General features: G+C 34.9%; 25 protein-coding genes. 19 read left to right on the top strand and 6 right to left on the bottom strand.

Annotated features, from left to right (window positions below):
- Window positions 1-497: 497 nt before the first annotated feature.
- Entirely contained in the window at window positions 498-2,075 is a 1,578-nt protein-coding gene (locus tag H3T55_RS02055) for a peptide chain release factor 3 (RefSeq protein WP_225532907.1), read from the top strand.
- 261 nt (window positions 2,076-2,336) lie between these two features.
- Here H3T55_RS02055 and H3T55_RS02050 read toward each other — a convergent pair whose 3' ends face one another.
- From H3T55_RS02050 to H3T55_RS02040, 3 genes are all read right to left on the bottom strand, one after another.
- Window positions 2,337-2,816, bottom strand: coding sequence for a DUF3955 domain-containing protein (locus tag H3T55_RS02050; RefSeq protein ID WP_225532908.1), 480 nt, complete (start codon window positions 2,814-2,816; stop codon window positions 2,337-2,339).
- Between the two features lie 168 nt (window positions 2,817-2,984).
- Entirely contained in the window at window positions 2,985-3,299 is a 315-nt protein-coding gene (locus H3T55_RS02045) for a DUF1827 family protein (RefSeq protein ID WP_087639448.1), read from the bottom strand.
- 611 nt (window positions 3,300-3,910) lie between these two features.
- Window positions 3,911-6,184, bottom strand: coding sequence for an ATP-dependent Clp protease ATP-binding subunit (locus H3T55_RS02040; RefSeq protein ID WP_225532909.1), 2,274 nt, complete (start codon window positions 6,182-6,184; stop codon window positions 3,911-3,913).
- A gap of 248 nt (window positions 6,185-6,432) precedes the next feature.
- Between H3T55_RS02040 and H3T55_RS02035 the strand changes: the two genes are divergently transcribed.
- The 3 genes from H3T55_RS02035 (at window position 6,433) to ptsP (ending at window position 8,791) form a co-directional block, all read left to right on the top strand.
- The gene (locus H3T55_RS02035; protein WP_087639450.1) at window positions 6,433-6,624 is read left to right on the top strand and encodes a hypothetical protein; all 192 of its coding nucleotides are present in this window, start codon (window positions 6,433-6,435) and stop codon (window positions 6,622-6,624) included.
- A 173-nt stretch (window positions 6,625-6,797) separates the two neighbouring features.
- A complete protein-coding gene (locus tag H3T55_RS02030) occupies window positions 6,798-7,064 on the top strand; it encodes a phosphocarrier protein HPr (protein ID WP_010765749.1) in 267 nt (88 codons plus the stop codon).
- A complete protein-coding gene (ptsP, locus tag H3T55_RS02025; protein WP_225532910.1) occupies window positions 7,064-8,791 on the top strand; it encodes a phosphoenolpyruvate--protein phosphotransferase in 1,728 nt (575 codons plus the stop codon). Before H3T55_RS02030 ends, ptsP begins: the two co-directional genes overlap by 1 nt.
- A 68-nt stretch (window positions 8,792-8,859) precedes the next feature.
- Here ptsP and H3T55_RS02020 read toward each other — a convergent pair whose 3' ends face one another.
- Window positions 8,860-9,396, bottom strand: coding sequence for a ClbS/DfsB family four-helix bundle protein (locus H3T55_RS02020; protein WP_225532911.1), 537 nt, complete (start codon window positions 9,394-9,396; stop codon window positions 8,860-8,862).
- A gap of 67 nt (window positions 9,397-9,463) precedes the next feature.
- The gene (locus tag H3T55_RS02015; protein ID WP_225532912.1) at window positions 9,464-10,369 is read right to left on the bottom strand and encodes a helix-turn-helix transcriptional regulator; all 906 of its coding nucleotides are present in this window, start codon (window positions 10,367-10,369) and stop codon (window positions 9,464-9,466) included.
- A gap of 206 nt (window positions 10,370-10,575) precedes the next feature.
- On the opposite strand from H3T55_RS02015, the gene H3T55_RS02010 reads away from it, so the two are divergent.
- Window positions 10,576-10,833 carry an AbrB/MazE/SpoVT family DNA-binding domain-containing protein gene (locus H3T55_RS02010; RefSeq protein ID WP_225532913.1) on the top strand — a complete coding sequence of 86 codons (258 nt, stop codon included), beginning with the start codon at window positions 10,576-10,578 and terminating at the stop codon, window positions 10,831-10,833.
- Window positions 10,833-11,216, top strand: coding sequence for a type II toxin-antitoxin system death-on-curing family toxin (locus H3T55_RS02005; RefSeq protein ID WP_225532914.1), 384 nt, complete (start codon window positions 10,833-10,835; stop codon window positions 11,214-11,216). Before H3T55_RS02010 ends, H3T55_RS02005 begins: the two co-directional genes overlap by 1 nt.
- Before the next feature lie 210 nt (window positions 11,217-11,426).
- Here the strand turns inward: H3T55_RS02005 and H3T55_RS02000 are convergent, their stop codons facing one another.
- Window positions 11,427-12,125, bottom strand: coding sequence for an ArsR/SmtB family transcription factor (locus H3T55_RS02000; RefSeq protein WP_225532915.1), 699 nt, complete (start codon window positions 12,123-12,125; stop codon window positions 11,427-11,429).
- Window positions 12,126-12,196: 71 nt separating this feature from the next.
- Here H3T55_RS02000 and H3T55_RS01995 point away from each other — a divergent pair, with 71 nt between their 5' ends.
- The 13 genes from H3T55_RS01995 (at window position 12,197) to H3T55_RS01935 (ending at window position 22,644) form a co-directional block, all read left to right on the top strand.
- Entirely contained in the window at window positions 12,197-12,802 is a 606-nt protein-coding gene (locus tag H3T55_RS01995) for a flavin reductase (protein WP_225532916.1), read from the top strand.
- A 145-nt stretch (window positions 12,803-12,947) separates the two neighbouring features.
- On the top strand, window positions 12,948-13,913 hold the full coding sequence (locus H3T55_RS01990) for a DUF1002 domain-containing protein (protein ID WP_225532917.1): 966 nt from the start codon (window positions 12,948-12,950) through the stop codon (window positions 13,911-13,913).
- A 241-nt stretch (window positions 13,914-14,154) separates the two neighbouring features.
- Window positions 14,155-14,361 carry a helix-turn-helix transcriptional regulator gene (locus H3T55_RS01985; protein ID WP_225532918.1) on the top strand — a complete coding sequence of 69 codons (207 nt, stop codon included), beginning with the start codon at window positions 14,155-14,157 and terminating at the stop codon, window positions 14,359-14,361.
- Window positions 14,362-14,765: 404 nt separating this feature from the next.
- The gene (locus H3T55_RS01980) at window positions 14,766-15,215 is read left to right on the top strand and encodes a DUF1310 family protein (RefSeq protein ID WP_225532919.1); all 450 of its coding nucleotides are present in this window, start codon (window positions 14,766-14,768) and stop codon (window positions 15,213-15,215) included.
- A gap of 100 nt (window positions 15,216-15,315) precedes the next feature.
- Window positions 15,316-15,765 (top strand): DUF1310 family protein, encoded by a 450-nt coding sequence (locus tag H3T55_RS01975; RefSeq protein ID WP_225532920.1) that lies wholly within the window; start codon window positions 15,316-15,318, stop codon window positions 15,763-15,765.
- A gap of 29 nt (window positions 15,766-15,794) precedes the next feature.
- Window positions 15,795-16,010: a hypothetical protein gene (locus H3T55_RS01970; RefSeq protein WP_225550077.1), complete on the top strand. Its 216-nt coding sequence runs from the start codon at window positions 15,795-15,797 to the stop codon at window positions 16,008-16,010.
- A 430-nt stretch (window positions 16,011-16,440) separates the two neighbouring features.
- Entirely contained in the window at window positions 16,441-18,291 is a 1,851-nt protein-coding gene (locus tag H3T55_RS01965) for an N-6 DNA methylase (protein WP_225532922.1), read from the top strand.
- 17 nt (window positions 18,292-18,308) lie between these two features.
- Complete coding sequence (locus H3T55_RS01960; protein ID WP_225532923.1) at window positions 18,309-18,449, top strand: hypothetical protein; 141 nt, start codon at window positions 18,309-18,311, stop codon at window positions 18,447-18,449.
- Window positions 18,450-18,452: 3 nt separating this feature from the next.
- Window positions 18,453-18,614, top strand: coding sequence for a hypothetical protein (locus tag H3T55_RS01955; protein WP_176372742.1), 162 nt, complete (start codon window positions 18,453-18,455; stop codon window positions 18,612-18,614).
- Window positions 18,615-18,922: 308 nt separating this feature from the next.
- Window positions 18,923-19,888 carry a restriction endonuclease gene (locus tag H3T55_RS01950; protein ID WP_225532924.1) on the top strand — a complete coding sequence of 322 codons (966 nt, stop codon included), beginning with the start codon at window positions 18,923-18,925 and terminating at the stop codon, window positions 19,886-19,888.
- Between the two features lie 1,166 nt (window positions 19,889-21,054).
- Window positions 21,055-21,501: a hypothetical protein gene (locus H3T55_RS01945; RefSeq protein ID WP_225532925.1), complete on the top strand. Its 447-nt coding sequence runs from the start codon at window positions 21,055-21,057 to the stop codon at window positions 21,499-21,501.
- 63 nt (window positions 21,502-21,564) lie between these two features.
- Complete coding sequence (locus H3T55_RS01940; protein WP_225532926.1) at window positions 21,565-22,065, top strand: hypothetical protein; 501 nt, start codon at window positions 21,565-21,567, stop codon at window positions 22,063-22,065.
- Window positions 22,066-22,152: 87 nt separating this feature from the next.
- A complete protein-coding gene (locus H3T55_RS01935) occupies window positions 22,153-22,644 on the top strand; it encodes a hypothetical protein (RefSeq protein WP_225532927.1) in 492 nt (163 codons plus the stop codon).
- The last annotated feature ends 74 nt before the right edge of the window (window positions 22,645-22,718 follow it).

Below are 22,718 nucleotides of genomic sequence, written 5' to 3'. Positions count from 1 at the left end.
TGTATAAAATATTTATCAATAAAAACAAGTTAGTTAGTTTTTTTTGAACAATTTGAATAAAAGAGCGTCAATTAATAACGCACGTTCGAAATTAAGGCTTGAAAATCAAGATATTTTTGGATAAAATAACAAAAATTATTTTTAGATAACTAAAATAGTGTGTCTATGCGCTTATTTGCACAATTATAACTCTGACTTTATACTTGTTTTATGGTTACAAAGTAATTTCTATTTAAATTACTACTGTTTTTCCTAGGTAACTTATCAAGAGGTGTTTCTTCCCCTATTATGAAGTGTCAGGCATGGTCTTAAGACTTTGTCTGACTCTTTTTTTGAAACTTAGCTAAAGCCTTTGAAAACTAGGGTAATTACATGATATACTACACTAGTTGAATAATAAAGACCAAGGAGAATATTCCCATGTAGAAGGATTCTTAAAAAATAAATGATTGATCTGTTATACCTATTCAAGAAAAAACGATAGATTGGAGCAACAAATGAAAAATTCACATTTAAAAGAACAAGTTGACAGCCGCCGTACATTTGCGATCATTTCCCATCCGGATGCCGGGAAAACAACAATTACAGAGCAACTATTATTATTTGGCGGAGCGATTCGTCAAGCAGGGACTGTTAAAGGGAAAAAGACCGGAAACTTCGCTAAATCAGACTGGATGGAAATTGAAAAACAAAGAGGGATTTCCGTTACCAGTTCTGTGATGCAATTTGATTATGATGATAAGCGCGTCAATATTCTAGATACTCCTGGGCATGAGGATTTCTCCGAGGACACGTATCGTACGTTGATGGCGGTAGATAGTGCTGTGATGGTCATTGATAGTGCGAAAGGGATCGAGGCGCAAACAAAGAAATTATTCCAAGTGGTCAAAAAACGTGGGATTCCGATTTTCACGTTCATCAATAAATTGGACCGTGATGGCCGTGAACCTTTAGAGTTACTGGAAGAGTTAGAAGAACTGCTTGATATCGAATCTTATCCAATGAATTGGCCGATCGGTATGGGGAAAGGTCTGGAAGGACTTTACGATATCTATAATAAACGTGTAGAAGTGTATCGACCTGAGACAAACAATGATGAGCGTTTTATCCCATTAGTAGATGGGGATATTCCAAGTGATCATCCACTGCATAAAGAAAGCGTGTACCAGCAAGTATTAGAAGAAGTCGAGCTATTGGTGGAAGCGGGAGATGAATTTGACACAGAAAAAATTGCCCGCGGCGATCAAACACCTGTCTTCTTTGGATCAGCTTTAACGAATTTTGGTGTACAAACATTTTTAGAAACCTTTTTACAATTCGCGCCTTCACCGTACAGTCATAAAACAGAAGATGGACAAGAAGTCAGTCCTTATGAGGAAGAGTTCTCAGGTTTTGTTTTCAAGATTCAGGCGAATATGAATCCGGCTCACCGTGACCGTATCGCATTTGTTCGAATTTGTTCAGGAACTTTTGAGCGTGGGATGGATGTCATCTTAGGAAGAACTGGAAAGAAAATAAAATTAAGTAATGTGACGCAATTTATGGCGGATTCTAGAGAAAATGTGGAAGAAGCTGTTGCAGGTGATATCATCGGTATCTATGATACAGGAAATTATCAAATCGGCGACACATTATATGAAGGTAAATTGAAAGTCGAATATGAAGAGCTGCCTTCATTCACACCTGAGCTATTTATGAAAGTTGTCGCTAAAAATGTGATGAAACAAAAATCATTCCATAAAGGAATTTATCAGCTTGTACAAGAAGGTGCGATCCAATTATATAAAACCTATCTGACAGAAGAATATATCATTGGAGCAGTAGGACAATTGCAGTTTGAAGTGTTCCAGCATCGGATGCTGAATGAATATAATGCAGAAGTCGTTATGACGCCAATGGGTAGTAAAATCGCTCGCTGGATCAAGCCGGAAGACTTAGATGAACGGATGAGCTCAAGTCGAAATATTTTAGCAAGAGACCGTTTTGATCAACCATTGTTCCTATTTGAAAATCAATTTGCTGAGCGTTGGTTTGCAGATAAGTATCCAGACGTAGAATTAAAGAGTTTATTATAAAATAGAAAAGGGACTGGGACATAACTCTATGAGTTACGACCTAGTCCCTTTTAAAATGAATAAACGGTGGAAGCAGAAGTAACTACTATGCTACGCTTCGATCACATCAGCTAACGCATACAGTTTCACTATTGTTCCAAGAACAAAGTGAAGCTAGCAACATTCTAAGTGCTAAAGTACTAAGAGTGGAAGGCTTCGGAAATAAGCTGAACACTTCCGTCCCATCCTCTTTTAGTGTAGAAAGAACAAATCGCTAGAAGTCTAGACTTTGCGTTTGATCAATTCTCTCACATAGTTGATTCCAATGACCAAAAAGACGATGATCCCTGTAAAAATGAAGAAGAAACCAATTGGTAAAAGATAAAAATTTTCATGCAAAATTCCTGATTGATCGATATATTCGACAGAGTTTGCTTTGATGAAGAAACAGGCAAAACCAAAAAATAATAAAAAAGCGCCAATTAATGTGGTGATCATATTGAATCTTGCCCGCCTTGTTTCACTACCATCTTGAATCAATTTTTCAGTTATATTATTCACGGTATTTCCTCCTAATATCAAATCATCAAGTGAAATATGAAATGAACGAGCAATGAGGATCAACATTTCGAGATCTGGTAAATTTCGATTATTTTCCCAGTTTGAAACGGCTTGTCTTGTAACATTTAAACGTGAGGCAAGTTGTTCTTGTGTTAATTGATTTTCTGTTCGTAATACTTTGATTTTAGCTCCAAATTCCATCGTCTAAATTCCTTTCACTGATGTTTCTTAAGCATAAAGAGGATCACATGAATTAGCAAGAAAGCAGTGCTTGCAAGATGGAAAGCGTCACTTGCAATTATGATAATCACGTGTTTGGCAAAATAAAAAGACACATTCTACTCAAAAGAATAGAGTATGCCGTTTTATCTACTGTTCAACTAAACTAGAGGTTACAGGAATTGAAATTTCAGTCACATCTTTTAATTCGATGATCGAAATATCTTCTTGACGGTATTTTTCTTTAGGAATACGTTTTAAGAAGTAAGCTAAAATTTCGTTGATCTCAGTTTTGCGTACTGCACGTTTTTTATTGACGATCAATATTTCTGCATGCTTGGTTGCCTCAGAATAAACGACAGTGGTATTACCTGCTGAGTATACTTTAACAAAGTAGGCATCAGTATTTTCCAATTGTTTATTGACTAATTGCTTGTAGCTGTTGGTTACATTGACTAGCTTCATTTTTTTCACCCCGACTTATTTCTATATTTTAGATTGATACTTAAAATGTGCTAATTTCGCTTAAAATAGACATTTTTGACGTTTGTTGTAGATTTACTCACTATTATTATAAATTTTTTTAGCCTAAATAAAAAGAATTTTGACTCAAAAAAACGAAAAAAAGACACTAAATAAACAAAAAAAGCAATCGTTTTCATCTTGTTTGTGCCATAAAAGACTAAAAATAGTTTGAAGTGAGGGGAATGCTACACCAGAGAAGGAAGCTACTAAAAACGGCTATTTAGAGCGGAATTCTTTGACATATGCCCTCTGGAAATAAATATCGTTTGGCTGAACGATCGATCTAACCTAGGATAGATCGTCAATTAGATGAAAGAGGCTGGCATGCTATGATGCCTCTAAACGTTTGTAGATGAAAAGCCAGAAGGTACAAAGATCAAGAAGATTATAGATTGGATTGAGCACAAGACCTTATTGATGATCTGAAAAAGCAATTGCGGAATTAGAGCAGGCACATGTGATTTTCCATGATGACGAAAGTAAAAAGACCTATGGTTTTACACATTAAAACAAAAAATGAGATCAGCGTTTATTCGCTGACCTCATTTTTTTTATTCTTCTATTGTTTGTTCGCTATCAGGAGAATCAGATAAAGGAGCTTTTTCAGAAACAGTTTCAGTTGCGCCAGTTACACTGATCTTCCCATCATCATCCAATTTAGCCACTAAATCATGATCTTCTGGATGATCCAAATAATATTCAGCAATTCCGTCTTCGATCTGTTCTTGGATCGTTCGACGCAATGGTCTTGCACCCATAGAAGGATCGTAGCCTAAATCAACTAATTTTTCTTTTACGTCTGTTGGAACTTCGATATGGATTTTTTGATGAGCAAGTAAGCCGTTCACTTCATCCAGCATCAAGCTGACGATATTCATCAAGTTTTCTTTGCTCAAAGCTTTGAATTCGATGATACCATCAAAACGATTCAAGAACTCAGGAGTAAAGAAGTTATTCAATTGTCCTAAAACAGATTTCGTCACGCCTTCACGGGCAGCGCCAAAACCAACGTTGGCTTCCACATTCCCAGTTCCAGCATTACTTGTCATGATGATGATCGTATCTTTGAAGCTGACTGTTCGACCTTGAGCATCTGTCAAACGTCCGTCATCAAGGATTTGCAAGAACATATGCAAAACATCTGGATGTGCTTTTTCGATTTCATCAAGTAACACTAGGCTGTATGGATTGCGGCGAACTTTTTCAGTCAATTGTCCAGCTTCATCATATCCAACATAGCCAGGAGGTGAACCGATCAATTTAGAGACACTATGTTTTTCCATATATTCACTCATGTCAAAACGAATCATTGAATCTTCTGATCCAAATAGTTCAAAGGCCAATTGTTTTGCTAATTCCGTTTTACCAACACCAGTTGGCCCAACAAATAGGAAAGAACCGATTGGTCGATTTTGTTTACCCAAACCTACACGGTTACGGCGGATCGCTTTTGAGACTTTATCGACAGCATCATCTTGTCCGACAACATGAGCTTTCAAGTCGACTGCTAAGTTCTTCAATTGTGTTTGTTCTTTTTCTTTCAGATCACCAACTGGAATCCCTGTTTTTTGTTCAACGATCGCTTCAATATTTTTCTCATCGATCACAGGTGTTTCTTCATCGCTGATTTGTTTTTCCTTCATTGCTTGTAATTTATTGATTTGATCACGGTAGTAAGCCGCTTTTTCAAAATCTTCTTCAGCAGAGGCTTGTTGTTTTTGCTGTTCTGCTTCGGCTAATTTCTTTTCGATCGTTTTTGGATCGACGATTTGAATCGTCAAATTCATTTTAGAGCCTGATTCATCTAATAGGTCGATCGCTTTATCTGGTAAGAAACGGTCTTGGATATAACGATTAGATAAGGTTGCGGCCGCTTTGATCGCTTCATCTGTATATTTTACGTGATGATAATCTTCATAGCGTTTTTGCAAACCTTTCAAGATCTCGATCGTTTCATCGACAGTGGGTTCGTCTACACGAACAGGCTGCATCCGACGTTCTAAAGCAGCGTCTTTTTCGATGATGCGGTATTCATTCAATGTTGTTGCCCCAACCATTTGGAGTTCTCCACGAGCAAGCGCAGGTTTTAAAATGTTACCGGCATCCATATTGCCGTCACCAGCAGCACCGGCACCGACGATTTCATGGACTTCATCGATAAATAAGATAACATTTTCAGCTTGCTTGATTTCTTCGATCAATTTTTGCATGCGCTCTTCAAATTGTCCGCGAATGCCTGTTCCTTGAACTAAAGAAACAACGTCTAAACGAATCACTTCTTTGTCCAATAGTTTCTGCGGAACATCACCATCGACGATTTTTTGAGCGAGTCCTTCAACAACGGCTGTTTTACCGACACCGGGTTCGCCGATCAAGACAGGATTGTTTTTTGTCCGGCGATTGAGGATTTCGATCACACGCTTGATTTCTTCATCACGACCGACAACAGGATCGATATCGCCATTGCGAGCTGCTTGAGTGATATTGATACCATATTCTCCAAGTAAGCCGTCCGCTTGTCCGGCACCACCGCGAGGAGGTTGTCCGCCATTGAAGCCGTTACCGTCACCAAACTGTGTTGGAGGCACTTGACCATTCGGGTTACCTTGTTGTTCCTGCATTTGACGAGATAAAGAGCGGTAGAGATCATCTAAACTTCCAAAACCAAATGGATCTTGCTGAGACATTGTTGGTTGATTATCATTTGCTTGTGCTTTTAATTTTTGGTAGCAACTTTGGCAATAGTCTAACTGTTTTCTTTGACCATTGACATTCGCATATAAATGGATCGTTGCTGGATTTTGCTGACAATTTTGACAGATCATAGGATAAAACACGTCCTTTCAAAATAAGACTAATCATGTATCAAAGTCATTAATAAGAAAGTCAAAAACCAATTGACCATTTTTGACCTTTGAGAATATTATAGCATCTTTCTCAGAAGAATCAAGCAATTGAACTTTAAATAGAATCCGATCATACATATAAAAATCGAGAAATAGCTTAGACAAATACTTCATTTTGTCATACAATAACCTCAGTCTAAAAATATACAGAAAGCGGTGAATAAATAATGGTCGAGAATTCGTTTGAAGAACAAATCAATGCGCTGAAAGAAGGAACGATCTCTGAGCTGATCGTTGATCCGCAGGATTTTCCTGCGTTTAGGGAAGCGTGGAAGAATTTACCAGATCGGATGTCGATTGTCGGAGAAGCTGGATTAAATGGACGAATTATATATCATTATATGAAAGAAGAAAATTAAGAGAGCCTTTCAATCAATAAAAAATAGGTGAAAAGTGTTGTATCTACCTTAAAAAAATGGTAATCTTAAAAATTGAAAGGGTCTTTTCTTGATGTCTGTTTTATTCGAATCGAGCAGAGAAAGGAAAACCCTAACATAAAAAATTATTTTACTTACGAAGGAGACCGATTCATATGGAAAAGAAAGATTTTCACATCGTAGCAGAAACAGGAATTCACGCTCGTCCAGCTACATTATTAGTACAAACTGCAAGTAAATTCAACTCAGATATCAACTTAGAATACAAAGGTAAATCTGTTAACCTTAAATCAATCATGGGCGTTATGTCTCTAGGCGTTGGCCAAGGTTCAGACGTTACTATCTCAGTTGATGGTGTAGACGAAGCTGATGCATTAGCAGCAATCGTTGACACAATGAAAAAAGAAGGATTGTCAGAATAATGTCTGATATGCTAAAAGGAATTGCCGCAAGTGATGGTGTCGCTATCGCTAAAGCTTACCTGTTAGTTCAACCTGATTTATCTTTCGACAAAAAATCTGTAGAAGATACTGCTGCGGAAGAAAGCCGTTTAGATGATGCTTTAGCAAAATCAACGACTGAACTGCAAGCAATCAGAGAAAAAGCAGCTCAAAGCCTTGGCGAAGAAGAAGCGCAAGTTTTTGATGCGCATTTGATGGTTTTATCTGACCCTGAAATGATTGGTCAAATCAAACAAAACATCCAAGATAATAAAGTAAACGCTGAAGCAGCATTAAAAGAAGTGACTGATATGTATATCGGTATGTTCGAAGCAATGGATGACAATGCATACATGCAAGAACGTGCAGCAGATATTCGTGACGTTGCAAAACGTATTTTAGCTCACTTACTAGGAGTTACGCTTCCTAATCCTTCAATGATCAACGAAGAAGTGGTTGTGGTTGCTCATGACTTGACTCCAAGTGATACTGCTCAGTTAGACCGTACATATGTGAAGGCATTTGTAACGGATATCGGTGGACGTACGTCTCACTCTGCTATTATGGCGCGTTCTCTTGAAATTCCTGCGATCGTAGGAACAAAAGAAATCACTGCAAAAGTGAAAGAAGGCGATATTTTAGCGGTAAACGGGATCGATGGCGATGTGATCGTTCATCCAACGGACGCTGAAAAAGCTGATTTTGAAGCAAAAGGTAAAGCGTATGCTGACCTTAAAGCTGAATGGGATAAATTGAAACATGCTGAAACAGTGACTGCTGATGGCAAACATATCGAATTAGCTGCCAACATTGGTACACCTAAAGATTTAGAAGGCGTACACAACAATGGCGGAGAAGCTGTTGGTTTATACCGTACAGAATTCTTATACATGGATTCTCCGGACTTCCCAACAGAAGAAGATCAATATGTTGCATACAAAGCTGTACTAGAAGGCATGGACGGCAAACCTGTCGTGGTTCGTACAATGGATATCGGTGGAGACAAAGAATTACCTTATCTTCAATTACCGCATGAAATGAACCCGTTCTTAGGTTACCGTGCATTACGCATCAGCTTATCTGAACGCGGCGATGATATGTTCCGCACACAAATGCGTGCATTATTACGTGCGTCTGTTCATGGTAACTTACGTATCATGTTCCCAATGGTTGCTACATTGAAAGAATTCAGAGCAGCGAAGAAAATCTTCGATGAAGAAAAAGCAAAATTAGTTTCTGAAGGAACAAGCGTATCTGATACGATTCAAGTCGGTATCATGATCGAAATTCCTGCAGCAGCTGTGATTGCGGATAAATTCGCCAAAGAAGTTGACTTCTTTAGTATCGGAACAAATGACTTGATCCAATACACAATGGCAGCAGACCGTATGAACGAACGTGTTTCTTACCTATACCAACCATACAATCCTTCAATCTTACGTTTGATCAAAAACGTGATCGATGCATCTCATGCAGAAGGCAAATGGACTGGTATGTGTGGAGAAATGGCGGGCGACCAAACTGCAGTGCCTCTATTAGTAGGGATGGGCTTAGATGAGTTCTCTATGAGTGCAACATCTATCCTTAAAACACGCAGCTTGATGAAACGTCTAGATACTAAGAAAATGACTGAACTTGCGGATCGTGCGTTGAATGACTGCGATACAATGGAAGAAGTTATGGAATTGGTTGAAGAGTTCACAAAATAAGAATTTAAAGCTTCTGTTGTTTAGACATGTGTCTAAACAACAGAAGCTTTTTTTGTCTAAGAATCCTTTTATGATTTGATATGCTGCTTGATCTTTTTTATTGCCCATTCATAGTGACTGGAAGTTGCAGAAACACAGTAGCTTCCTAGTGTAGATGTTCCAGTCCAAGGCAATGTATTTTTAGCGAATAATTCTTCATTCGTGAATGTCTCAATCATTTTTAATACCTCAGCATGGCTATTTTTTAGAAGCTCCTTTGCCTCATTCAGGGAGGTATTTTGATGTTTTTCTATAAATTCTTCATTGAGTTTACCATAAGTTCGCCAATTATAGGGAGTGGGTATGAAAGGCTTTGCTTCGCCGTTTTGATTAGAGTCTACCCAATTTAAAAGCAATTGATGCCATTCATATAAATGAATCAGCACATCCCGCAAATTCTTATCACGTTGCCAGTGAACTTCCTTTCTTTTTTCCAAAAAGGTTTCACTAAAGATAAATGATGCATTCTGTTTTTCAGCAGACATAGAATCGATCAACTGCCATAATTTCGAAAACTGTTCGTCTGCTGTTGTGATCAAGTCTATTTTAGTTGTAGGTCTAGGCATAATATACACTCTCCTTTGCATTTATACTTTCATGGTAGCATAGGTAAGGTGACAGCTGTTTGTCACTTTATAGATTTAAATAATTTTTCTTTATCTCTTCGACCTGAGTCAGTAACTTTTTTTCTACATGTGCTGGTGAAAGGACTTTGACTGTAGTACCTAAAGATAAGAGAAAAGAGTACAACCAATAATCTTCCGGTAATAGCGCATCTACAAGCAAAGAGCCGTCTTGATTGATCTGGATATCCTTCATATCAAATTCATCATACGCTCTGAAAGCACTCTCCTTTGCGAATAAAAGAGTTAAATGCAATAAAGTAGGGCTGTCTTTTTCTTCAATAGCAGGAACGGTGTAGCTACTTCTAGAAAAAGAATCGTCAAGTATTTCCAAATCAGTGATCCTATTGATTTTATAAGTTCTGTAATCTTGTTTTGACATGCAGTAAGCTTGTAGATACCAGGCTTTAGATTTAAAGAGTAATTTTAATGGATAAACGATTTTTAAACTTGTTGATCCGTAAGAGGTTGCATAGGAAAAAGAGAGAGCTTTTTCTGTAAGGAGAGCATTTTTCAAAAGTTCAAATTTTTGATTGTCGGGATCTGTTTTCCCCCAACGGGAAAAGTCAACTTCGATCCAACTAGTGTCAGTCTTTTTAAAAAGAGTTTGAAGTTTTGATAAAGTCGTTGCAGCATTTAAATGATGTGTCACAGCTAAGCTTTGAAGAGCAAAGAGAATTTGGTTTTGTTCGTCAGCTGAAATCACCGATTTGTCTAACACGTAATGATCAAGCAGAGAGATCCCGCCGCCTTTTCCTTTAGTTGTGTATATTGGAATACCAGCGATAGATAACGCTTCTATATCACGTAAAATCGTCCTTTTAGAGACTTCGAAATGTTTTGCTAACTCCATTGTCGTCATCTTTTTTCTTTCGAGTAGAAGATAGACGATTTCAAACATTCTATTTAGTTTCATGATAGCACCTCCTATCTTAGAGTATTTAACCTAGGTATAGTATATCATGAAGGAAAAAACAATTTGTGACAGGAAAAGTTTTAAAAATTATAAATTCGATGAAAATGTTACTATTTATAAAAATATACATAATACAAAAAAAGAAGTTTATTTATATGAAACCCTCTTTTTATGATATAATAAATAAAATCAAGGGGGGAATAAAAATGTCTGAAACTATAAAAAAAACGAGAAAAACAAGAAAACAAGGAAATACATACATCACATCTTTACCTAAAGAAGTAATTCAAGCATTATCTCTGCATGAAGGTGATAAACTTGAATTTGTTATTCGTGATGGGCAAGTGTTATTAGAGAAACCTTTGTCGATCAAATCAGATAATGTTCCTGATGAGTTTTACGATGACATTGACTTTTTTATGAATAAACACGATCAAGCGTTTAAAAATTTGGTTGAGAAATAATGAAGTATTTGACGATAGAAGAAGTAATTGCAATGAATTATGCGTTGATAAAGCGATACAGCCCACTTGAAGTTATTGGGGTTAAAGAAATGGGCGCTTTGGAAATGGTTATTGCTCAACCAAAGCAAGAAGTATTTGGGAAAGAATTGTACCCGACTGTTTTTGATAAAGCCTATATTTTATATGAAAAATTGATCAAGAAACATTGTTTTCATAATGGGAATAAGCGAACGGCCGTTCTAGCGTTGTTGGTTTTTTTGAAGCGAAATGGATTAATTTTGGAAGTGAAAGATAGTGAGCTAGAAGATATGAGTGTGGGAATTGCTATTAATAAAGTTTCGCAAGATGAAGTTGTTGCTTGGCTTAGAACTAATTGTAAATGATAATTAAATTTTATGATATGATACTAGGATTTTCTGATAAAAACAAAAAAAGAATTTAGAAAAATAAATTAGAATTATTGAAATCTTGATTTTTAGAAGAAATAACTTTTTAAATAATTTACTAAATAGAGTAAGAAAAATAATTTCTCTAATTCATTTGACCTATAAGTATTTTCTATAATTGTTACCTCAATAGAAAATGCTTATAGGTCAATTTTTATGAACGCTGATTTTCCAATGAAAACTGCTGAAAAAATTTTCTCCTGCTCGAGTTAAAGTGACACTCCGGTTGTCTGAATTCTGATAAATGTATTCCTTTCTAATAATCATCTCTAGAAATGCTTTCCCTAAATTTCCGCCTAAGTGGAATGTTCGTTCAGTCCAATCTAAACAAGGTTTAGCGAAGATCCCAGCCTTTTTTTTCACTTCATTAGTGTCTATTTCAATACGATTCAAAAAGAGTAAACCTTCATGTGTGAGTTCAACTTGGTTATTTGCTAAGATCAGATAATTTTTTGCGATCAGAAAATCAAAAAATGTGACACCTAAAGCCCCTGCTAGATGGTGGTAACAGGTTCGACCACATTTCAATTCCTGGTACTCTTTATTTTGATTATAGGAGCTGATTTTTTTGACAGGACTGATCAGCATCAAGCTTTCTAGAAGCTCTGCTACCGCAGGATTTATCAGTTGGTAATAAACATGGCGGCCCTGTTTGTAATACGTCACCCATTCCAAAGCTTCAAGTTTTTTCAAGTGGTAAGAAGCTGTCTGATCTTTTATTTTCACTGCTTGCGCAATTTCATGGACCGTGTGAAATGTTCCGTCCATCAAAAGTGTTAGGATTTCTAAGCGTGACTGATCGGCTAATAGTTTCGTTGTCTGCTGTAAATCTGGAAAACCATTCATTTTTTTCTCCTTTGATCCTTCGATACGCATCGAGGTTTATCGTTAGTATACTATATTAAGAGGTGAAAGATATGTTTAAAAAAGTAGAAAAAACAAGTTTTTATTATGGATTTCCAGTCGTGTTGATGACAACGAAAGATTTAGAGACTGATCGAGACAACATCACTCCGATCAGTTCTACTTGGACATTAGGCAAGTCAATTGTTCTAGGGATCGGTTTGCATAACAAAGGATTTTTGAATCTCAAAGCAGGGAGTGAAGTGACGCTTAATCTTGCTGATAAAACCCTTTGGGAAAATATTGAACGAATTGCGCAAGTTACAGGAACTAAACAGATTCCAGAGTATAAGAAGCAGGCAGGATACTCATATTGTGCAGATAAATTTGATTTAGGGAACTTCACTAAGCTAGCTGGTCAAGAGGTTCAAACAGTAAGGATCAAGGAATGTCCGATTCAAATAGAAGCAACGGTCGCAACTATTTCCCTCAGAGAAGAGTTTGCAATCGTTGAGTGTACGATAAAAGGAATTTTTATTGATGAAAAAATCTTGCATGATGAGCGATACATAAATGTTGATCTATGGCATCCGCTTATTTACAAATTTAGAGAATATACGACCACGACGCAAGGAATCGGGAAGAATTTTCGGTTCCAAGAATTTGATAGTACTATTTAGATGAAACCGATAATAATTAGAAATCAGTATAACAAAAACGCAAGATATCTACTAAAATTTTCTTAAAACGGAGCCTCCTTAAAGCATATTGAAAAAGATTACTGTATAGTAATATGCAAGAACAAGTTTTTATAGGAGGATTTTTATGAAACATAAACAAAAAAAACTCGCACTTGCGATGACAGTACTTTTGATTTCAGCAGGTGTCTATAATGGAACCACAGCTTTTGCTACACAACAAACGTCAACTGATAGTACTGCAACTAGTGAATCAACGACAACAACAAGTAGCTCTGAAAAAGTACTTCAAATCAATGCAGTTGCGTTAGGAAATGCTTTGACTCAAGAACAAAAAGACTATACCTTGAAAGCACTTGGTGCAAAGGGCGAAACACCAACCTATACAACGAATGGATCAGATTTGATGAGCTTCATCCCAGATGGTGGTTTTAACGCAGAATGGGCAGTGTATAGCTCAGTTCGTATGGAAACTCAAAAGAAAGGTTCAGGAATCACAGTGGATATCGCGACACCTGAAAATATCACGAAAATCACTGCCGCTCAATACCAAAATGCCGCCTTGACGGCTGGTATCTCTGATGCCAAATTGACCGTTGCTTCCGCTGTACCGATCGATGGTTCTGGCGCATTGGCTGGTGTCTATAAGATCGTTGAAGAATCTGGCGGCATCATCAATCGTGACCGTGTTGGCGTAGCGCAAGATGAAATGGACGTTTTATCTAAGATCACAGAGGAAAATAAAGACAAAGAAGGTTATTCGGATGAAGCGCTAAATGCAGCTCAGGAAGAAGCCAAAAAAGAATTAGCAGCTAAAACAGCTGATGGCACAAAGTTAACCAAGGAAGATATCCAGCAAGCAGTTGATAATGCATTAAAAAGCCAAGGCATCCAAGATGTCATGACCTCAGATCAAGTCAATGAATTGACTACCTTGATGAGTGACATGAAGGATAAAAATATTTTTGATGATTTTGTGAACCAACTAGATTTAACTAAAACGAAGGAACAACTTCAAGAAAAATCTAAGGGACTTTGGGAAAATATCAAAAGCTTTTTCAGTGGTCTTTGGGATTCGATCACAGGGAAATAGTTTGGCGAATTAGTCTAGAAAATAATCTAAAACAGACATACAAATTAAAAAGAGATGAAATGAAAGGGAAAACTTTTATTTCATCTCTTTTTTTATTTTGATTTAAGTTGAAATAGGTTTATTTTTCTAACTTTCATAATGTAACATTAAAATTGCTTTTTAAATCATTTGTAGTGTGTGATATTTAGAACATAACCTGATTAAAAGATGGAAAGAATGTTTTAAAGATAGGAAGGATTGTATGAAGATTGGACAATTGATTAAAGAAAGTAGAGAAAGGAAAGACATGACGCAACAACAATTAGCTGATCAGTTTCACGTAACAAGACAAACAGTGTCACGATGGGAGAATGAACAGTCGTATCCAAATTTAGATACATTGGTCGAATTAAGTTTCTTTTTTGAATTTTCTTTGGACGAAATTTTAAAAGGAGAAGGAAAAGACTAGATGAAAAGGAAATAAACTAACTTAAAGCTTTGAATATAAAGGAGGATCATGGAAGAAGTTCTTTGGTTCTCTTTTTTGTGTTGATTAGGAGATTTGAGGGGATAGAAGTAGAAAAGGTGTTTTTTTATGAGAATTTAAAATGGAAAAACAGTAACCTTTCTGATTAAAAATGAGTTCTAATGAAAAAAATATTGTTCTATTAGTTATTTATTGATATCATTATAAAGTATGGTTTTAGGAAATGGATCATGAGTAGATCAATAAATTTAAGTATCAGTGGCATTGTGAGTCAATCGACAGCGCTTTAAACAGTATCAAAATATCAATGACGAATTCCAGTACAATGTTGCAGGAAATAGACATACGATGCAATTGATCAATGATTTTCAACGAGGTGAAGTTAATTGAAAGATACTGACATTAACAAACGAGAACTTTCAGAGATCAAAAAAATAAAACGGAGGACATTAGTTGCCTTTCTTGGAGTGTTTTTGATCATTGCAATTGGAACAGGAGGGAAACTATATACGGATAATAAAAGGTTTCATAATGAAATGCTGAATGTGGTGAAGAGTGGGCAGGCAAAAGAAGTCTACGAGAAAACACTAAAAAATGCAGATTCAAAAGCTTTGACTTCAGAAGGAATAATTAAAGCGTATAAAGTAGATTATGATAGCGTAGAGCATAATCCGATGGGAGGAATAATGCCTAGGCTCATTATCAATGATGATAAAGAATTATATATTCGAGTGACTTTAGATAAAGAAGAAGACGGTAGATTGATGAATAGTTCTGGTGGAGGGTCAGTTCAGTTAGAAGAGATGTTAGAGAAAGGAAATATGAGTAATGGCTAACTACTCTTAAATAATATAGAGAAAAGGCATAAGAATTAAAATATTTGGAAACATAACAGGAAATATTTTCCTTATAATCTACTCATAGAGGTGAAGCTAAATGAATGGCACAGAAAAGAACGATCAACAAGTTTCAGAGATCAAAAAAATAAGACAGAAAACATTAGTTGCCTTTCTCGGAGTGTTTTTGATAATTATTATTGGAATAGGAGGGAAAATCTATATGGGTAACATAAGATTTCATGATGAAATGGTAAATGTAGTAAAAAATGGGCAGGCAAAAGAAATAATTGAAGAAGGATTAAAAAATTTGGATTCAAAAGCATTAACATCGGAAGGGATCATCAAATCCTATAAAATTGATTATGAGAGTGTTGAACATAATCCTATGGGCGGGATCAATGGTAAGTTATATATAAATAGTACAGAAAATTTATATGTGACTTTTATTTTAGACGTGGATTCAGAAGGTAATTTAGACAGAAATCATGGGATTTCAAGTTATTCGTCTGAATTAGATAATATGCTGAAGGAGAGAAATAATGGGTAAAACATATACAGATGATGAACGTGTCCAAATTGCAAAAAAAAAATGATCCAGTTACTATTAATAATGGAAAAACAACAATAGGCTTTGTAGCAAAAGTTGTGAATAACACAAAAACAGATGAACAAGCATATATCATTACAGACGGAAATCCAAAGGTACAAAGACCAGAAGAGGTAAATCATGTAACGGTACTGTTTCAAGGATCGTTAGCCATAGATAAAACCTTTAACATCCTGGTGAAATAAAACGCGATTGGTGGGGCAACAATAAGTAAATCTTAAACAATATCGAGAAAAGTTATAAGAATCCTAACACTAGATTCGAGCCAACCAAACAAATGAAATCTTCGGCAAAAACGTTAAATAATGCGACGGATTCATATTTTATTGCTAGGCTTTACACAAATGGTCATGCTCAATCATCGACAAATGTACAATAATTGAGCACTAAGTCAAAACATTAGCTATTTTGTGAGTTTTACTGGAACTAAAAACGGAATATTAACTGGTAACTAAATGTATTAAATATTAAATGATTCATTGACAGAATCAAAAGAAGCATGATACAATGAATTTGTGAATAGTTCTACTGTTTTGTATTGAGTGACAAGTTTCTTTTTTTAGAATAATAAAAAATGTGAATGTATCTACTGTTTTCGGGAAGGATAGATGATTAGTGAACTACGTTGAAGAATTGAAAAAAAGATTTGAAGGAATTATAAAAAATTCAGAAGATATGTTGCAGTTAGCAGCAGCTGTTGAATTAGTCTTATACAATCAAAAAGAAAATTCAGATTCCATACTTTTAAAATCGTTAGATAGTGAGTTACATTTGAAAGAAATATTTTTAAGTGAGTTAGAGACTACAATACGAAGTGAGAAGTTAATAATTGACCTTATACAAAAAAACCTACCCTTTATTTTGTCTGGTTTTGATAGTAGTATGTTTAGAGAATTTTTAAGGATGAGTAATTACATCTTAAATACGAATGAAAGCATTTTTGATTATATGATGACTAATGTTAATACTGAATATAGAAAGTCTTTATATTTTACTTCACCATCTCTGAATCAATTGATTTTAAGAATCTTAGATATACAATCTGAAGATTCAGTTTTAAATCCTACAGTGGGATATGGTGATATTATGATGGATATCCTTAAGAGAAATAAAGAGCAAACGATAGTTGTTCAAGAAACTAATCAGCTTGTTTATGAACTCATGCAAATACGTTTTTATCTCAATAGTGTAACTAATACAGAAGTTTTTAATGGAGATATTCTGAATGAATGTATGTATGTCGAAAATAATGAAATACGCACATTTGATAAGGTAATTTCTCAGCCACCATTTGGAATAAGTTTATCTCGTGGTTTTGAGAATCAAGATAAATATAACCGTTTTCCATTTGGGAATATTCCACGTTCTAATGCAGATTGGGCATACATTAGTAACGGTATTGCATCATTAAATGATCAAGGGAAAGGTATTTTTATAGCTCCGCTAGGGGTATGTTTTAGAGGCGGCTCCGAAAAGAAGATTAGAGAAAAGATTTTATCGTTAGATTTAATTGAATCGGTTATTCAATTACCAGCAGGGGTTTTTTATCCGGAGACATCAATTCCTATTGTCGTCTTAATAATCAACAAGAAGAAAGAGACTAATAATCAAGGAAAAATCCAATTGATCAATATGAGTGCTTCCGAATTAAAAAAAGTAGATATGAGAAATCAATTAATGAATGAAACAATCGATGAAATTATGACACTACTAACGACCAAGAATGAAGAAAAAACAAAATCAACAATTTTAAATGTCAAAGATCTCAGTGAAGCTAATATTTTACCTGATAAGTATTTATATAAATCAGAAATCTATATTGAGGATTTAGGTAAATTTTCATTTAATTTAGATGTGTTTAGTAATGTGGAAACTGTAAAAATCAAAGATATTGCCAAAATAAGCCGAGGCTTGACTACAACAGTTAAAGACGAACATGAAGCAGGAGACATCAAAATTATTAAAATTTCTGATATTCATGATGGAAAGCTAAATTATGATCAGTTGTCTTCTATTTATAGGGAAAAGGTAACAAGTGAAAAATATTTTGTTCAAAAAAATGATTTGATTATATCAAACCGAGGAAATACATTTAAAACTACTGTGATTGAAAAAGAAGTGAAAGACGTCATCTTCTCTCAAAATTTTGTTAATATTCGGCTGACAAATGATGGATTTTCTCCGAGATGGATCGAATTATTTTTAGATAGTCCAGTAGGAAAAGGATATCTTGATGTAAATGCTGAAGGTTCGGCCGTTCGAATACTATCAACAAATGCAATTAGCGAGATGGAAATTCCAAAACTTCCACTTGAAAAACAGTTACAAATCATTCAGCATTATCAAATGAAAAAAGAGGAAATACGAAAGAAAATCACAAAATTGGAAAAAGAGCTAGTGACATTGAAATTAGACACTTATGAAAGTATGGGATTAAAAAATACATTTGAAAAACTTGATAGTTAGGGGAAGGAGATACAGCAATGGAAAATGAAGCTTCCGTAAATATTACAATAAATATTTATTGTGGAAACTCAGATAGTTCAGTGAAGATTGGTGATAAGAACAGAATAGATCATTCTTCTATTGGAGAAAAAGAGAAAAATAAAGAAAAGGAGAGCTAAAGCATGCAAATTGGGGACGGAAATAAAATAAAAAATTCTGTTATTGGTAATCATAATAAGGGAGATCATCCCACTTCAGCTGAACCCAAGTTGGACAAACTGTTGATCACTGTAATCGGAGGCGTGATTGTTGCTGTAATCAAAATGTTCCTTGATTTAAACTAATGTAAATAATTTATCTTTTTTTCTAAAAAATTGGTATACTATAGTTGATAATTTGTGTAAAACAGGAAGGAATAAATAGTAAATGAATGAATTGAACCGTAATTTACAAACTTCAAATAGTAGAAGAAACAAAAGCAATGAATAATCAGATGAAATATAAATTTTACAAAAAGCTTCAGGTTATTCATTTTACAATTTGGTTTATTCATTACTAGCAAAAGATTTATATAAAACATTGAAAACAACCGTTTAGTATTATGTTTAGTCATATTATCTATTGCTAAATTAAGACATAGAGAGGTAAAAACATGAACACTGATTGGAAAAAACTAAAACAATCAAAAGATGGCATACCAACGTATGATTCTTTAATTCCCTACATTTTGAAAGTGCTTGAGACTGGAGAAGAAACAACCACGTCGACCATTAGCAAAAAAGCAATTCAATTTTTAAAGATTCCAGATGAAATTCGGAATATAAAATACCCTAAATATCCAAATAGTGATGGCGTGTTGATTAATCGTTTTAGTTTTGCTCTAAGTGATTTATTTAAAGCAGATGCCGTAGTTAGACCAAACAGAGGGATTTATCAAATTACTGATTCGGGAATATCTTTACTGAATGAATACGGTGATCAACTTAATAAAAAAATATTGAAAAAGCAACCAGCCTATATTAAGTATATGCAAGAAATGAATGAACGGAATAAACTGGCAGGATTAAATGAAACTGACGAGCCAATATCAGAAGATGATGAAATCAATCCTCGAAAAAGGATTGATGAATTAGCGACAACCTTGAACAATGAAGTAGCCACTGAATTACTAAGCAAAATTAGAAATAGCGATCCCTATTTCTTTGAACGTTTAGTTGTGGATTTACTTGTGGCTATGGGATACAGTGGTGAAAATGGAACAGCTAAAGTAACGAGTAAATCGAATGACGGTGGAATTGATGGCGTTATTAATCAAGATCCGCTTGGAACAAGTACAGTTTATATTCAAGCAAAACGATACAGAGAAACAAATGTCGTTCAACGAAATGATATTCAATCATTTTATGGGGCATTAGCGGGTGTCAATGCTGACAGGGGAGTATTTATTACAACCTCTAAATTCTCAAAAGGTGCGATGGAATTTGCCAAAAATCAAGGTATTGTCTTAATTGATGGAATTCAACTAACTGATTTGATGATTGATTATCAAGTTGGCGTTGAAACGGCCAAAACGTATAAAATTTTCAAAATAGATAGCGACTATTTTGATTTTGAATAATAATCTTTGATAAACTAGGTCACTCGTCAGAGTGTACCTAGTTTTTTTGTAGTGCTTGTAATAATTTAACTTAGCAAATTACCGAACTTCAAATAGACTCGGAAATTATTATTAACTTCACTTTCTTCGCGCATTGACTCAGGCAACTTTAGTTCAACCAGTAACACAAACGACTTTCATCTTATCCCCTCAAGCCTTGCTGTATCTGTGTCACCGTCTATTCAACATAAAACAAAAAACGCTATTGGAGTTTGTGGACTACCAATACCGCCATCAATTCCTAGAAAAAACGCAAGAACTTACTAAAATACCTTCCTTAAACTAAAACTTTCCAAATGTGCTAGAAAATAACAGAAAAATTAGGTACAATAAAAGAACTAGTGCGAAAGTGCTAGTAATTGGCAACTTGTATAGATAGTGTTCGCTGTCTATGCAAGGCTTCATCATTTGATTGCTGTCAGATGATGAAGTGCTTTTTTGTTTTATCTTGAAAAATACCTCCTTTCACTAAATTGTAGAATAGAAAAAACGATATCAGGTATTCTCACCCAATATCGTTTGCAATAGTCCACAAGAAACAGCTATCACTTTTTTCGTACACTAAAAAAGCAAGAAGTCTATAGAAAAATAGACAAACCTTGATTACACTGAAAAAGCTAGTATCTGCTGCTAGCACTATTGGCAACTTGTCAGGGCAGTGTTCGCTGTCGTTACAAGGCTTCATCTGTCTGGTTGCTGCCGGACAGTGAAGTGCCAATTCAATTTTATATTCTGATATCAACAGTTCATTTCTACATGAGCTGTTTTTTATTGCTGATCATAACATTTTTTAAGCTGATGACGAGAAATCCTTGATGACAGAAGGGAGAAAGTTCTCCTTTCTATTCTACTTCCTCAGTATATACAAAAAGTACAAGAGAAATCTAGTCATTTTTGTAAAAAATAGCATTAAATAACAGCTTGATTTGTTCTCTTATATATAAGGAAAAATAACAGAGAAATAATTTTTTAAGAGTCGTTAGTTTGAGCTAAACAAGTGAATACAAATAACTAATTATCAATTAAAACATACTTTTTGACTATTTTACCTATTTTCAGTCTGTTTATATGGTAAAATATATAGAGCATATCATGGAGAAAGTCATAGTAAGAAAAGAGAAGAATAGATGAGAAGAAAAATTGTTATCGGTATATCTGTTCTGTTGTTACTTTTAATAAGCATCGGTGGAAAAATATACATGAACAAGCAAAAGCAAAACGAAGAATATATACAGGCTGTTGAGAAAACACAAAAAGCAGCGTCAGAATATATTATAAAAAATTATTCTGGCGTAAAGAAAATTACATGGAACGGTTGGAACATGGGACCAGGACCAATAGGGATTGATACATCGATGACAATCAATGATTATAAAGATGAAGTCAATGGAAAGGTTCAACTAGGGTATAGTGCTGTTCATCCGGAATATATAAAATCTTATACAGATTCTGTTTTGGTGAATGAAGGCTATGAGTATCTTGAGAAGACTGTATTTGAAAAAATGGGTATAAAAAAGGATTCTCAAGGAAGTCCGCAAGCAGAAGTTATTTATAATCTGAAGGAGAATAAATAATGAGTAAAGCGCTGAATCTAAACATTTTAACGGAAGAAGATTTGAAAGGAGGTCATTCATTCTTTGAAGTCGCAGCAAGAGGTTAGAGCCCAGTATAATTATGAACAAGATATTAGTGACGATGTATATGAAAAAATACTATCTATGACAATAAAAGCTAGATGTGATCATTTTGAATTTACGATTCGTCACGACATTGATTTTATGGAAGACTACTCGTACTCATACAATCCACAAACATATCAGCTGTTGGATGAATTGTCTGAGTTTTTAGTAAAGGTAGAAAAAACAAATAGATGGGCAACATCACTTGTAATAAGTTATGAGATCGTTGCCGATGTCTATAGGTATAAACTGAATCAAGCTTCATTAGCAATAATGTTACGCTATTCAAAGAAAATAAGTGATTGGTGTGGGCCGACATTACCAGAGGATATTGCTTTTTTCGAAGGTGAAAAAATGTGGATGGGTACAGTTGGTCATGAAGTTGAGAGTGTTTGGCATTTGACAGAATCTGAATATCAGGAAATTAATTCCCTAGGAATTGATCCTTGGAAGAGCTAGAATGCTTTGTAAAAAAGTAGTCGCATTAGCTAGTGGATTAAGGAGGAAAGTTTCATACTTGGAACAGAAAAGGAGGTCATTCATTTTATGGAGTTGCTTCGAGAATTTAGAAATCATTATAGTTATGAACAAGAGCTGACCGAGCAACAGTATGAATCTGTTTTACAAATGGCTTTGAAAACAGAGTGTGATTACTTTGAATTTACGATTCGACATGATATTGATTTTGAAGAAGACTATTCATATTCATATAATCCTCAAACCTATCAATTACTCGATGAACTATCCAAATTTTTAGTCGAAGTAGAAAAAACGAACAGATGGGGCACCTCGATTGTCATGCGTTATGAAATTGTTGCTGATGTTTATAGATTCAAATTGAATAGTGCTTCTTTAGAGATATTATTAAAGTATTCAAGCAAAATAAGTGATTGGTGTGGGCCAACCTTACCAGAAGACATTGCCTTTTTTAGAGGAAAAAATATGTGGATGGGAACTGTTGGACATGAAACTATGATTTTTTTGCATTTAACAGATGCTGAATATGAGGAAATTACTTCTTTTGGGATCGATCTTTGAAAGAGCTAAAATGCTTCGTTAAGTGAATGAAAATTAATTGATACTATCTTACGTGACCTTAGCAGTATATAAAA

Origin of the sequence: Enterococcus sp. S22(2020), assembly GCF_020295385.1 — a bacterium.
GTDB lineage: Bacteria > Bacillota > Bacilli > Lactobacillales > Enterococcaceae > Enterococcus_L > Enterococcus_L dunnyi.
This window is presented reverse-complemented; position numbering and strand designations above follow the sequence as displayed.

Coding starts and splice junctions, on each gene's coding strand:
- H3T55_RS02055 (WP_225532907.1), top strand. CDS start 498: ATGAAAAATTCACATTTAAAAGAACAAGTTGACAGCCGCCGTACATTT.
- H3T55_RS02050 (WP_225532908.1), bottom strand. CDS start 2,816: ATGGAATTTGGAGCTAAAATCAAAGTATTACGAACAGAAAATCAATTA.
- H3T55_RS02045 (WP_087639448.1), bottom strand. CDS start 3,299: ATGAAGCTAGTCAATGTAACCAACAGCTACAAGCAATTAGTCAATAAA.
- H3T55_RS02040 (WP_225532909.1), bottom strand. CDS start 6,184: ATGATCTGTCAAAATTGTCAGCAAAATCCAGCAACGATCCATTTATAT.
- H3T55_RS02035 (WP_087639450.1), top strand. CDS start 6,433: ATGGTCGAGAATTCGTTTGAAGAACAAATCAATGCGCTGAAAGAAGGA.
- H3T55_RS02030 (WP_010765749.1), top strand. CDS start 6,798: ATGGAAAAGAAAGATTTTCACATCGTAGCAGAAACAGGAATTCACGCT.
- ptsP (WP_225532910.1), top strand. CDS start 7,064: ATGTCTGATATGCTAAAAGGAATTGCCGCAAGTGATGGTGTCGCTATC.
- H3T55_RS02020 (WP_225532911.1), bottom strand. CDS start 9,396: ATGCCTAGACCTACAACTAAAATAGACTTGATCACAACAGCAGACGAA.
- H3T55_RS02015 (WP_225532912.1), bottom strand. CDS start 10,369: ATGAAACTAAATAGAATGTTTGAAATCGTCTATCTTCTACTCGAAAGA.
- H3T55_RS02010 (WP_225532913.1), top strand. CDS start 10,576: ATGTCTGAAACTATAAAAAAAACGAGAAAAACAAGAAAACAAGGAAAT.
- H3T55_RS02005 (WP_225532914.1), top strand. CDS start 10,833: ATGAAGTATTTGACGATAGAAGAAGTAATTGCAATGAATTATGCGTTG.
- H3T55_RS02000 (WP_225532915.1), bottom strand. CDS start 12,125: ATGAATGGTTTTCCAGATTTACAGCAGACAACGAAACTATTAGCCGAT.
- H3T55_RS01995 (WP_225532916.1), top strand. CDS start 12,197: ATGTTTAAAAAAGTAGAAAAAACAAGTTTTTATTATGGATTTCCAGTC.
- H3T55_RS01990 (WP_225532917.1), top strand. CDS start 12,948: ATGAAACATAAACAAAAAAAACTCGCACTTGCGATGACAGTACTTTTG.
- H3T55_RS01985 (WP_225532918.1), top strand. CDS start 14,155: ATGAAGATTGGACAATTGATTAAAGAAAGTAGAGAAAGGAAAGACATG.
- H3T55_RS01975 (WP_225532920.1), top strand. CDS start 15,316: ATGAATGGCACAGAAAAGAACGATCAACAAGTTTCAGAGATCAAAAAA.
- H3T55_RS01960 (WP_225532923.1), top strand. CDS start 18,309: ATGGAAAATGAAGCTTCCGTAAATATTACAATAAATATTTATTGTGGA.
- H3T55_RS01955 (WP_176372742.1), top strand. CDS start 18,453: ATGCAAATTGGGGACGGAAATAAAATAAAAAATTCTGTTATTGGTAAT.
- H3T55_RS01950 (WP_225532924.1), top strand. CDS start 18,923: ATGAACACTGATTGGAAAAAACTAAAACAATCAAAAGATGGCATACCA.
- H3T55_RS01945 (WP_225532925.1), top strand. CDS start 21,055: ATGAGAAGAAAAATTGTTATCGGTATATCTGTTCTGTTGTTACTTTTA.
- H3T55_RS01935 (WP_225532927.1), top strand. CDS start 22,153: ATGGAGTTGCTTCGAGAATTTAGAAATCATTATAGTTATGAACAAGAG.